Annotated in this window: 11 protein-coding genes; 4 read left to right on the top strand and 7 right to left on the bottom strand. The window is 67.5% G+C overall.

The features are described from left to right. The first annotated feature begins 13 nt into the window (after positions 1 to 13). Positions 14 to 1,129: a substrate-binding domain-containing protein gene (locus tag ABL843_RS23660; RefSeq protein ID WP_418117548.1), complete on the top strand. Its 1,116-nt coding sequence runs from the start codon at positions 14 to 16 to the stop codon at positions 1,127 to 1,129. Positions 1,130 to 1,151: 22 nt separating this feature from the next. Here ABL843_RS23660 and ABL843_RS23655 read toward each other — a convergent pair whose 3' ends face one another. Both ABL843_RS23655 and ABL843_RS23650 read right to left on the bottom strand, forming a co-directional pair. Beyond that, on the bottom strand, positions 1,152 to 2,096 hold the full coding sequence (locus ABL843_RS23655) for an alkaline phosphatase D family protein (RefSeq protein ID WP_418117547.1): 945 nt from the start codon (positions 2,094 to 2,096) through the stop codon (positions 1,152 to 1,154). Positions 2,097 to 2,196: 100 nt separating this feature from the next. Then, positions 2,197 to 3,096, bottom strand: a complete 900-nt coding sequence (locus tag ABL843_RS23650) for a LysR family transcriptional regulator (RefSeq protein ID WP_418117546.1) — start codon at positions 3,094 to 3,096, stop codon at positions 2,197 to 2,199. 138 nt (positions 3,097 to 3,234) lie between these two features. Here ABL843_RS23650 and ABL843_RS23645 point away from each other — a divergent pair, with 138 nt between their 5' ends. Further along, the gene (locus ABL843_RS23645; protein ID WP_418117545.1) at positions 3,235 to 4,245 is read left to right on the top strand and encodes a Bug family tripartite tricarboxylate transporter substrate binding protein; all 1,011 of its coding nucleotides are present in this window, start codon (positions 3,235 to 3,237) and stop codon (positions 4,243 to 4,245) included. Between the two features lies 1 nt (position 4,246). Next, positions 4,247 to 5,563, top strand: coding sequence for an FAD-dependent oxidoreductase (locus tag ABL843_RS23640; RefSeq protein WP_418117544.1), 1,317 nt, complete (start codon positions 4,247 to 4,249; stop codon positions 5,561 to 5,563). Positions 5,564 to 5,567: 4 nt separating this feature from the next. Here ABL843_RS23640 and ABL843_RS23635 read toward each other — a convergent pair whose 3' ends face one another. After that, complete coding sequence (locus ABL843_RS23635; RefSeq protein WP_184641111.1) at positions 5,568 to 5,969, bottom strand: phage holin family protein; 402 nt, start codon at positions 5,967 to 5,969, stop codon at positions 5,568 to 5,570. A 97-nt stretch (positions 5,970 to 6,066) separates the two neighbouring features. Here ABL843_RS23635 and shkS point away from each other — a divergent pair, with 97 nt between their 5' ends. Beyond that, positions 6,067 to 7,482, top strand: a complete 1,416-nt coding sequence (gene shkS / locus ABL843_RS23630; RefSeq protein WP_126023358.1) for a surface-behavior sensor histidine kinase ShkS — start codon at positions 6,067 to 6,069, stop codon at positions 7,480 to 7,482. A gap of 150 nt (positions 7,483 to 7,632) precedes the next feature. Here shkS and ABL843_RS23625 read toward each other — a convergent pair whose 3' ends face one another. The 4 genes from ABL843_RS23625 to ABL843_RS23610 all read right to left on the bottom strand — a co-directional run bounded on the left by ABL843_RS23625 (position 7,633) and on the right by ABL843_RS23610 (position 11,026). Further along, a complete protein-coding gene (locus ABL843_RS23625) occupies positions 7,633 to 8,235 on the bottom strand; it encodes a LuxR C-terminal-related transcriptional regulator (protein ID WP_007837193.1) in 603 nt (200 codons plus the stop codon). A 74-nt stretch (positions 8,236 to 8,309) separates the two neighbouring features. Next, on the bottom strand, positions 8,310 to 9,644 hold the full coding sequence (locus ABL843_RS23620; protein WP_184641112.1) for a tryptophan--tRNA ligase: 1,335 nt from the start codon (positions 9,642 to 9,644) through the stop codon (positions 8,310 to 8,312). Positions 9,645 to 9,677: 33 nt separating this feature from the next. Next, the gene (locus ABL843_RS23615; protein WP_126023360.1) at positions 9,678 to 10,349 is read right to left on the bottom strand and encodes a site-2 protease family protein; all 672 of its coding nucleotides are present in this window, start codon (positions 10,347 to 10,349) and stop codon (positions 9,678 to 9,680) included. A gap of 41 nt (positions 10,350 to 10,390) precedes the next feature. After that, positions 10,391 to 11,026 carry an L-threonylcarbamoyladenylate synthase gene (locus tag ABL843_RS23610; protein ID WP_126023361.1) on the bottom strand — a complete coding sequence of 212 codons (636 nt, stop codon included), beginning with the start codon at positions 11,024 to 11,026 and terminating at the stop codon, positions 10,391 to 10,393. Positions 11,027 to 11,040: the final 14 nt, after the last annotated feature.

Below are 11,040 nucleotides of genomic sequence, written 5' to 3'. Positions count from 1 at the left end.
ACTGGAGACAAGCATGAAGAAGAGTGTTCCCGCGCGCACCGTCGCCGCCGCGGTGCTGGCGCTGTGCGCAGCCGCACTGGCACCGAAGGCCATGGCCGACGACTTTCTCGAAGCCGCGAAGAAGAAGGTCGAGGTCGCGACCATGACCAAGGAGAAGTGGGACGGCCCCACCGCCGGCCCGAAGGCGGCGGCAGGCAAGACCATCGTCTTCGTCGCGGGCGACATGAAGAACGGCGGCATCGTCGGTGTCAGCAAGGGCGTGGAGGAAGCGGGCCGGGCCATCGGCTGGACGGTGCGCGTCATCGACGGGCAGGGCACGGTCAGCGGGCGCACCGCCGCGCTCAACCAGGCGCTGGCGGTGAAGCCGGCGGGCATCGTGGTCGGCGGCTTCGACACCACCGAGCAGAAGGCCGCGTTCGCGGGCGCGGCCAAATCGGGCATTCCGCTGGTCGGCTGGCACTCGGGCGAGCAGCCCGGCCCGAACGAGAAGGCGGGCCTCTTCGCCAACGTGACCACGGTGACCGACGACGTGGCCGACGTCGCCGCCTCGTGGGTGGTGGCCGATTCCAACGGCAAGGCCGGCGTGGTGATCTTCACCGACTCGCAGTACGCCATCGCGCTCTACAAGGCGCGCGCGATGGAGGCCGTCGTCAAGAAATGCGGCGGCTGCACCGTGCTGAGCTTCGAGGACAGCCCCATCGCCGAGAGCTCCACCCGCATGCCGCAGCTCACCACCGCGCTGCTGCAGCGCTTCGGCGACAAGTGGACGCACTCGCTGGCCATCAACGACTTGTACTTCGACTTCATGGGCCCCTCGCTCACGGCCGCGGGCAAGAAGGGCGATGGCGCGCCCAAGGCTGTGTCGGCCGGCGACGGCTCCGAGGCCGCCTACCAGCGCATCCGCACGCAGCGCTTCCAGGCCGGCACGGTACCGGAGCCATTGAACATGCAGGGCTGGCAGATCGTCGACGAGCTCAACCGCGCCTTCGCCAAGGAGAAGTGGTCGGGCTACGTGCCCAAGGTGCACCTAGTGACAGTGGGCAACGTCGGCAAGGACGGCGGGCCGAGGAACGTGTTCGACCCGGACAACGGCTACCGCAACCAGTACAAGGCGATCTGGGGCAAGTAGGCCGCAGCCCGCGGGAAGGCCTTCAGCGGATCTCCTGGTGCATGAAGGTGGCGTTGTCGATGACGTTGTGCATCTCCAGCCCCCGCTTGTCGAACAGCTTGATGCCGGTGCTCCCGGGCGTGTATTCGAGGATGCCGAAGTTCTCGCGCTCGCCCGTGAGGTAGTACTTGGTGACGAAGGCGCCGGAGGAGACCACCTCGAACATCTTCGTCTCTCCGGCCGGCGGCAGGAATGCGTTCTCGTGGATGTCGCCGGTCAGGAAGATCGACTTGCGCCCCTGGATGATCGCGCGGAACTTCGCGTAGTCGTCGCGGTAGCGCATCCAGCCGTTGCCGGTCGCGCGAATGGGCATGCCTGCGCAGATCAGCACGTAGCCCTGCTCGTCGGCCAGTTCCTGCTTCAGGTAGTCGAGCTGCTTCTGGCCGAGCAGGGGCTTGGAGTCGCCGGGGGCGGTGCTGTACCAGCGGGTGTCGAGGAAGATGGCCTTGCCGATGCGCTGCTGCTGGTGCATCAGCGGAATCGAGTAGTAGATGCCGTCGACGGCCGGGTCGAGATGCGCCGGGTTCTTCAGTTGCTCGATCTGCATGTACTGGGTGAAGAGCCTGCGGGTCTGCTGCTTCACCGGCGCGCTGACGTCCGAGCCCTGCGCGTTGTTCCAGGCGAAGTCGTGGTCGTCCCAGGTGCCGTACACACCGCCGCCGTTGCCCTGCTTCTGGCGCAGCGCGTCGCGCAGGGCCTTGAAGTTCGGCACGCTCCACTGCGCTTCGTACTTGCCCTGCATCACGTCGGCGAACTTCGCCGCGTCCCATCCGGACGGCTCGCCCAGCTTGGGAAAGAAGTCCATGTAGATCTGGTCGCCCAGGAGGAACAGGTAGTCGGGCTGCTCCTGCGCGATACGGTTCCACACGCGCTGGTAGCCGTCGGGGCCGGGCTTGAAGTTCATGCACGACGTGAAGGCGATCTTCATGGGGGCTCCTCGTTCCGCCGGTCTGGGCGCCGGGGTGAGGCGGATCATAGGCAGCAGCCGCGCGCTGTCCCTCCGCAGAATATGGGATGGCGCCCCGGGCTCAGGCCCGCTCTTTCTTCAGCTGGCGCAGTGCGGTCTGGGCGTGGGCGACGAAGCGGTTCGCCAGCAGCGAGGCCGCGAAGTTCTCGTTGGTCACGGCGAAGATGTCGAAGGAAGGCGCGTTGCGGATCGGCCGGAAGCTGAGCCTGTCGGTCATGCAGCCGCGCGCGGTGAGGTCGTCGACGATGGCCACCCCCGCGCCCGCCGCCGCCATGGCGCAGGCGCTCTGGCCGGCGCGCACCTCGACGCGGGCGTCGGGCTGCAACTGGTGCTGCACGCACCAGTCGGCAATGATGCGGCCCTGCGGCGTGTCGGGGCTGAAGGAGATCATGCGTTCCTTCAGGATGTCGGCAGGCGCCAGCGTGCGCCGCGCCTCCAGCGCATGGCCGCGCGGGAACACGCCGGCCAGCGTCCACTGGCCGATGGGGCGGGAGCTGAGCAGCGGGTCGTCGATGGCCAGCGTGGAGATCGCCACGTCGGCCTCGTGCGCCGCGAGGCGCTTGACCATCTCCCTCGCGAGCAGCACCTCGAAGTAGATGCGCGCGGAGGGAAACTCCTCGCCCAGCGCGGTGAGCGCACGCGGCACCATGTCCAGCCCGGTGCTGGGGCTGCACAGCACGCGCAGCGTGAGCATCTTGCCGTCCTTCAGCGCCTGAGCACAGTCGTCGATGCGGGCCACGCCCCGGTACACCTGCTCGACTTCGGCGAAGAGCGCCTGCGCCTCGGGCGTGGCCAGCAGCCTGCCCTTGCGCCGCTCGAAGAGGCGCAGCCCCAGCTGCAGCTCGATGTGCGAGAGCATGCGGCTGATGCCCGGCTGCGAGACGTGCAGCGAGCGCGCGGCATCGGTGACGGAGCCGGCCAGCATGACGGCGCGGAAGACTTCGATCTGTCGGAGGTTCATGACATCGCCCGTTCCATCGGCGTGATTCGATAACGCAATGTTATGGCGTTGCCACATGTTGGTATTTGCCGGGCCGACGGCCGCTTCCTAGCATCGGGCTTCCTTTCAAGAACAACCGGATCAAGAGGCAAACAGGACATGGCTACAGCCACAGCCGCCGCGCGCGGCATCACGCGCAGGCATGCGATCTCCGCAATCTCGGCGGCGATGCTCGCGGCGGCCCTCGGTCGCCGCGCCCATGCCGCTGACGCCTGGCCCACGAAGCCGGTGCGCATCATCGTGCCCTTCGCGCCCGGCGGGGGCGCCGACGGATCGGCCCGGGTGCTGGCCGAGGTGCTGGCGCCGCAACTGGGCCAGCCGGTGATCGTGGAGAACAAGCCCGGCGCGGGCAGCGCCATCGGTGTGATGGCGGCGTTGCAGAGCCGCGACGGCCATACGCTGCTGATGGGCAGCAACAGCATGGTGATCAACCCCTCGCTCAACCCGAAGCTGAGCTACGACGTGGCGCGCGACTTCGACGCCGTCGGCATGGTCTCGCGGCAGCCGCTGGTGCTGGTGGTGCCGGCCGACTCGAAGGCGAAGACCCTGGCCGAGCTGGTGGCGCAGGCCAAGGCGCAGCCGGGCAAGCTCAGCGCCGGCAACAGCGGCACCGGCACGCTGGCGCACCTGACGGCCGAACTGTTCGCGCAGGAGACCGGCACCTCGCTGGTCAGCGTGCCCTACAAGGGAGAGAGCGCGCTGATGCCCGACCTGATCTCGGGGCTGGTGTCGATGGGCTTCCTGAACCTGCCGAGCGTGATCGTGCACATCCGCTCGGGCCGGCTGCGCGCGCTGGCCGTGTCGTCGGCGCAGCCGGTGGCGGAACTGGCCGACGTGCCCACGCTGCGCAGCCTGAAGCTGCAGAGCCTGGAGGTCGAGGGCTGGGCCACGCTGGTGGCGCCCAAGGGCAGCATTCCGGCCGAAGGACTGGCGAGGCTCGAGAAGCTGCTGGCCTCGGCGCTGCAGTCCGATGCGGTGAAGAAGCGCTTCGACGCGCTGAGCCTCGAGACCTTCATCCGTGGCCGCGAGGCCACCGCGCAGTACCTCAAGGCCGAAGGCAGCCGATGGGGGCAGGTTGTGAAGAGCCGCGGCATCCAGGTCGAGAACTAGGATGAGCAACGAGAACATCGGAACGAGCCATGCGGTCGAGGCCGACGTGGTGGTTTGCGGCGGCGGCGTCGCGGGCACCATGGCCGCGGTGGCGGCGGCGCGGCAGGGCGCTTCGGTCGTGCTGGTCGAGCGCTATGGCTTCCTGGGCGGCAACGCCACGGCCGGGGCGGTGGCGCAGTTCAACAGCTGGCAGACCGGCAACGGCCGAACGGTGGTTGCGGGGCTGGCCGACGAGGTGGTCCGGCGGCTGCGCGCCTACGGTGGCGCACGCGAGCACGACCGCTTCGTGATGTCCACCGGCCATCACATGGACCGTGTCGAGTACGAGCCCGAGGTGCTCAAGCTGGTGCTCGACGACATGGTGGCCGAGGCCGGCGTGCGGCCGCTGCTGCACGCGAGCCTGCTCGACGTGCAGTGCGAAGCGCGTCGCGTCACGGGCCTGCGCGTGCTGACCAAGGGCGGCGTGCTGTCGTTGCGCCCCGGCGTGCTGGTCGATGCATCGGGTGACATGGATGCGCTGAAGCAGGCGGGCGCGCGCTTCCTCGAACTGGGCGGCGGCGAGGCGCTGCAGCCGGCCACGATGATGTTCCGCTTCGGTCCGATCGATTTCGGGCGCTTCGGCGCGATTTCGAAAGCCGAGCTTGCCGAACTGGCCGCCAGGGGCTATGCGCAGGGCGGGCTCGCGCGGGCGGCACTGCATTCGAGCCGCGTGCCGCATTCGGACGATGCCTGGTTCAACATCAGCCGCCTGGCCATCGATGCCACCGATCCGATGGCGCTCGGCGGCGCCGAGATCGAAGGCCGGCGCCAGGCATGGAAGGCGGCGGAGTTCATTGCGGCCCACGTGCCCGGCTGCGGCGACGGGCGGCTGCGCGCCTTCGCCACGCAGGTGGGCGTGCGCGAGACGCGCCGGGTGGAAGGCGACCATGTGCTCACAGCCGCAGAGCTGCTGGAGCCGGTGCAGTTCGCCGACGCCATCGCGGCGGGGGCGTACCCGATCGACATCCACCCCGCGAAGGGCGGCTCGCTGCACTACGTGCCCATGGGCGACGACCACGCCTACCAGATCCCGTACCGCAGCCTGATCCCGTCCACGCTCGACAACGCGCTGGGCGTGGGCCGGGGCATCTCGGCCAGCCACGAGGCGCTGGCTGCCATCCGGGTCATGACGATCTCGATGGCCGTGGGGCATGCGGCCGGCATCGCCGCGGCCATGGCGGCGCGGTCGGCCGGCGAGGGCATGGGTGCGCAGGTGCGGGCGGTTGCCGTGCCGGCGCTGCGCGAGGCGCTGCTGCGCGAGGGCGCCGTGCTCGCCTAGCCGTTCACAGCCAGTTGCCGCTCTGCGGCATCTGCACCTTCTCGGCGGGGTCGCTGCCGGTCACGAACGATCCGATGACCACGCTCAGCAGCGAGATGAAGATGCTCGCGAAGAGTGCGGTCCAGAAGCCGGACACCCTGAAGCCCTTCACCAGCGCGGCCACCAGCAGGATCATCAGCGCGTTGATCACCAGCAGGAAGAGCCCGAAGGTCACCAGCGTCAGCGGCAGCGTGAGCACGATCAGCAGCGGCTTGACGATGGCATTGGCCAGGCCAAGCAGCAGCGCCGAGACCACCAGCGCGCCGGTGCTGTCGAACTTGAGCCCGCGGAAAAGATGGCTTGCCACCCACAGCGAGATGCCGGTGATGGCCCAGTGGACGAGGAAGGGAGTCAGGTTGTCGAGCATCGGTTAATTCTTCCGGGTTATCGCCCGCATTTTGGGGGCGGCGATCGATTGTTACCCGGTGAAACATTGCCGGATGGGCCGTTAAGATCGCCGGCTTATGGCCAATGCGTCGATCGCCAGCATGACCCCCGCCCCGGCTTCGGCCGATGAAGCCGAATCGTGGGTACGCGGCGAGCTCATCCGCAGCCTGATGCGCTCGGCGAAGGGCTCGTACTTTGTCTCCGCCGCGCTGATGCCGGCGATGGTCGGCCTGAACTGGGCCTATGTGCCGCGCTGGGAACTGCTGATCTGGCTCCTGGCCGGCGTCATCGCCACCGCCTGCCGCGCCTGGGGGGCGCGTGTCTATGCGCTGCGCTATGCCGGGCGCAGTGCGGCCGCCCAGCAGCAGTTCACCGAGCGCTACGGCTTCGTCTGGAGCACCAGCGCTGTGGTGTGGGGCTTGTCGGTGCTGCTCTTCTTCGAGCGCACGCCGCAGGTCAACCAGTTCATGAGCTGGCTCATCGTGGCCGGCGTGGGCACCTTTCCGCTCAACGGGCTGGCGCTGCATCCGCCGCTGCTCAAGCGCTACGTCAACACGCTGTTCATCACGATGCTGGGCGCGGTGCTGATACGGCTGGTGTCCATCACGCTGCAGCATCCGCAGTTCCAGTACGGCTACCTGATGCCGATATTGCCGATCCTCCACTGGTTCCTGCTGCTGCGGGCCGGGCGGCACATCCACGAGACGGCGCGCAACAGCCTGGAGCTGCTGTTCCACAACCACATCCTCATCAAGTCGCTGACCCAGCAGCGGCAGGCGGCGGTATCGGCCGTGGCCATGAAGAACCGCTTCCTCGCCAGCGCCGCGCACGACATGCGCCAACCCGTGCTGGCACTTTCGTTGTACGCCGACTGGCTGCGCAATGAGCCCGAACTGGTTCTGGAACTCGCGCCGAAGATCGTGCGCGCCACGCACGCGGTGAATGCGCTATTCGATTCGATGTTCGACCTGGCGCGCATCGATTCGGGCCAGGTGCGCCTGCACGTCGAGCGGGTCGACGTGCCCGAGCTGCTGCACGACCTGGAGCTGCAATACCGCCCCGTGGCCGAGAGCCGCGGCCTCGACTTCCGCGTGCACATGTGCGAGGGCTCCTTCCTCACCGACCCGATCCGCGTGCGCCGCATGATCGGCAACCTGCTGGCCAACGCGATCAAGTACACGACCGAAGGCGGCGTGCTGCTGGCCGCCCGCCAGACCCGCGACGGCCTGCGCGTGGAGGTGTGGGACACCGGCATCGGCATCGCGCCCGAGCACCTGCGCGACGTATTCCTGGAGTTCTACAAGGTCGCCGACCACGCCGGCACTTCGGACGGCTTCGGCCTGGGCCTCGCCATCGTCGCGCGCCTCTCGCACGTGCTGGGGCACCCGGTGAGCGTGCGTTCGCGCCTGGGCAGCGGCAGCGTGTTCCGCGTGGCGCTGCACGACGCAGACGAGGCGGTGGCGCAAGCGCGGGTGACAGCCTCCGGCGGTTGAAGACGCACGCCGACCCGCCCCAAAGAAAAAACCGCGCAAGGCGCGGTTTTTTCAATTCGGGAACACCGAGGAACCGGCTTTGCCGGTCCTCAGGTGTTGCCCCCTGCAAGGGGGTTGGCGCAGCGACACGAAGTGCGCGAAGCCTGGGGGTTAGCCGGACAACAAGCCGTTGGTGCGCGCGTAGTGCAGCGCCTGGGTGCGGCTCTTCACGCCCAGCCTGCGGAACAGGCGCCACAGGTGAACCTTCACCGTGTGTTCGCTGATCTCCAGGTCGGTCGCGATGTCGCGGTTGCTCATGCCCTTGTCGAGCATGGCGATCAGCTGCGTCTGGCGCTTGGAGAGCTTGCCGCTGTTGGCGGCCGGCATCTCGTCGGCTTCGTCTTCCGAGCCGGCCATCAGGAGGCCGCGAAGGGCGGCCGCCAGCTCGTTGGAGCTGGCCGACTTCTCGATGTAGGTGTCGGCGCCGGCCTCGATGCAGGCGTCTTCCATGTCGGCGGACGGCGCGGCCGAGTACACGGCGATCGGCACGTTCGGATAGACCTGCTTGACCGCGATCACGCCCGACACGCCGTTGGTGTCCGGCAGCTTCAGGTCCAGGCAGAAAAGCGTAGGCGCACCACGCTGCTGCACGGAGCCTGCGAGCTTGTCGAGGCGTTCGAGCTCGACGATGTTCTCGGCCGGGCGCAAGCGCCGCAGGACCATCACGATCGCGTCGCGCATCAGGGGGTGGTCGTCGATGACATAAATGCTCATGTTTTCTTCCTTTGTGATCGCACCGTCTTCTCTCGTCGTGCTCACCGGCCGATAAGCCGATGGGCGTTGCCGGATCAACTCCCGCTGGTTGTGCCGGGTGTCGCTTCCGTCAGTGCCTCCAGCGCCTCTTCGACGGCGCGTATTCCTTCTGTACCGATGGGCTCCATCTGGCTGGCCAGCGCGGGCAATGCTTCGCCGCGCTGCGCCTGCAGGATTGCGATGGTACGGCCCGCTTCCTGCGGCGAGGCGAATCCACGGCTTTGAAGCAGGGTTTCGCCGCGCGCATCCAACAGCTTGAAATAGAAAAGTCCGTCCGCCTTCTCGCGGTACTGCTTGAAACTGGGTTTGGCGACCTTGGCCGCCTTGGCGACGCCCTTGTCCTTGCCGGCCGCCAGGTTGCGCAGGCCAACCGCGTGGCGCAGGCTGGCCATGAAAGGCTTCGAAAGCGCCTGCGCCTTCTCGGCGCCCAGCAGCAGGGTGCGCTCGATCTGGGCCGGGTCGTTCATCAGCGCCTCGTAGCGCTCACGCAGCGGCGCCACTTCGAGGTCGATGCGCTCGAACAGCATCTGCTTGGCGTCGCCCCAGCCGATGCCATCGGCGTACGCCTTGCGCAGCGTCTCGGTTTCCTCGGCGCTGGCGAAGGCCTGGTAGATCTGGAAGAGTGCCGAGCCTTCGGTTTCCTTGGGCTCGCCGGGAGCGCGCGAGTCGGTCACGATGCTGGATATCTGCTTTTGCAGCTGCGCGCGCGGCGCGAACAGCGGGATCGTGTTGCCGTAGCTCTTGCTCATCTTGCGGCCGTCAAGGCCGGGCAGGGTGGCGACCGCGTCGTCGATCTCGGCCTCGGGCAGCGTGAAATGCTCGCCGTAGAGGTGGTTGAAGCGCTGCGCCATGTCGCGCGCCATCTCGATGTGCTGAACCTGGTCGCGGCCCACGGGCACCTTGTGGGCGTTGAACATCAGGATGTCGGCGCCCATGAGCACCGGGTACATGAAGAGGCCGGCCGTCACGTCGGCGTCGGGGTCCTCGCCCTTGGCCACGTTCTTGTCGAGCTGCGCCTTGTAGGCATGCGCGCGGTTGAGCACGCCCTTGCCGGTCACGCAGGTAAGGAACCAGGTCAGCTCGGGAATCTCGACGATGTCCGACTGGCGGTAGAAGGTGACGCGCTCGGGGTCGAGCCCGCAGGCCAGCCAGCTGGCGGCGATCTCGAGGGTGGAGCGCTGGATGAGCGCCGGCTCCTGCACCTTGATGAGCGCGTGATAGTCGGCCAGGAAGAAGAAGCTCTGCACGCCGGGCGCGACGCTTTGCCGCACCGAGTGGCGGATCGAGCCGACATAGTTGCCGAGGTGCGGCGTGCCCGAAGGCGTGATGCCGGTCAGGACGCGCAGGGGAGCTTTGGAAGACGGAGCCATGGGACGGAGAGACGAAGAATTACTTAAAGCAATCTAGAGCAGGAGTGCCTTGAGCGGAGTGATCAGCAGGTTGATGACGAAGTAGCCCACGTCCATCAGCGGCCGCAGCCAGTATGTGCTGACGATGCCCGCGAGGACGAGGCCCATCACGATGAAAAAGCCGTATGGCTCGATGCGTGCCAGGAACATCTGGGCCTGGCCGCTGGGAAGAAGGCCGGCCAGCACGCGCCCGCCGTCGAGCGGCGGCAGCGGGAACAGGTTGAAGGCCCACATCACGAGGTTGACCAGGATGCCGCCTTGCGCCATCTTGATGAAAAAGGTTTCAGTGACGCCCGCCGCGACCAGCGCCACCAGCAGCAGAGCCCACAGGATCGCCTGGACGAAATTGGAAAGAGGCCCTGCCAGGGCCACCCAGACCATGTCGCGCTTCGGATGGCGCAGCCGCCCGAAGTTGACCGGCACCGGCTTGGCATAGCCGAACAGGAAGGCACCGGAGGTCGCGAAGTACAGCATCAGCGGCATCAGGATGGTCCCGATGGGGTCGATGTGCTTCACCGGGTTGAGCGTGACGCGCCCCATGACCTCGGCTGTGTTGTCGCCGAAGTGGCGAGCGACGTAGCCGTGCGCCGCCTCGTGCACTGTGATCGCGAAGATCACGGGCAGCGCATAGATCAGTACTGTCTGTATGAGGTTGGAAATATCCACTGGGCGATTGTGTCAGACGGGGCGTGTTTCTCTGCCCGATTTCAAAGGCCCAGAACGGCCAGCTGGCCGCGCCCTTGGCGCACCACGACAGGGTCGTCGCCGCTGCCCATGGGCGTCAGGTCGACCACCGTGGTCGGCTGCGAAGGGCAGGCTCCCGCATCGATGACGGCGGCGATCTGCTTCTCGAAGCGCTCGCGGATGGTCTGCGCGTCGTTCAGCGCCTCGGTCTCGCCCGGGGCGATCAGCGTGGTGGCGAGCAGAGGGGCTCCGTGCAGCGACAGGAGCTCCAGCAAGACCTTGTGGTCGGGCACGCGCAGGCCGATGGTCTTGCGCTGCGGATGGCTCACGCGGCGCGGCACTTCCTTGGTGGCTTCGAGCAGGAAGGTGTAGGGGCCGGGCGTGGCCGCCTTCAGCAGGCGGTACTGCTTGTTGTCGACGCGCGCGTAGTTGGCGAGCTCGCTGAGGTCGCGGCACAGCAGCGTGAGGTGGTGCTTCTCGTCGACCTGGCGGATGCGGCGCAACTGGTCGACCGCGTCCTTGTCGTCGAGGTGGCAGGCCAGCGCGTAGCTGGAGTCGGTGGGCACGGCCACGATATCGCCGCGCTCCAGCAGCGTGACGGCCTGCTTCAGCAGCCGCTGCTGCGGGTTCTCTGGGTGGACTTCGAAGTACTGGGCCATGATGAAGAAAGGTT

The organism is Variovorax sp. 350MFTsu5.1, assembly GCF_048302515.1.
In the GTDB taxonomy this organism is placed as follows: Bacteria; Pseudomonadota; Gammaproteobacteria; order Burkholderiales; family Burkholderiaceae_C; genus Variovorax; species Variovorax guangxiensis.
Note: the sequence above shows the minus strand (reverse complement) of the source record. Positions and strands in the feature narration are given on the sequence as shown.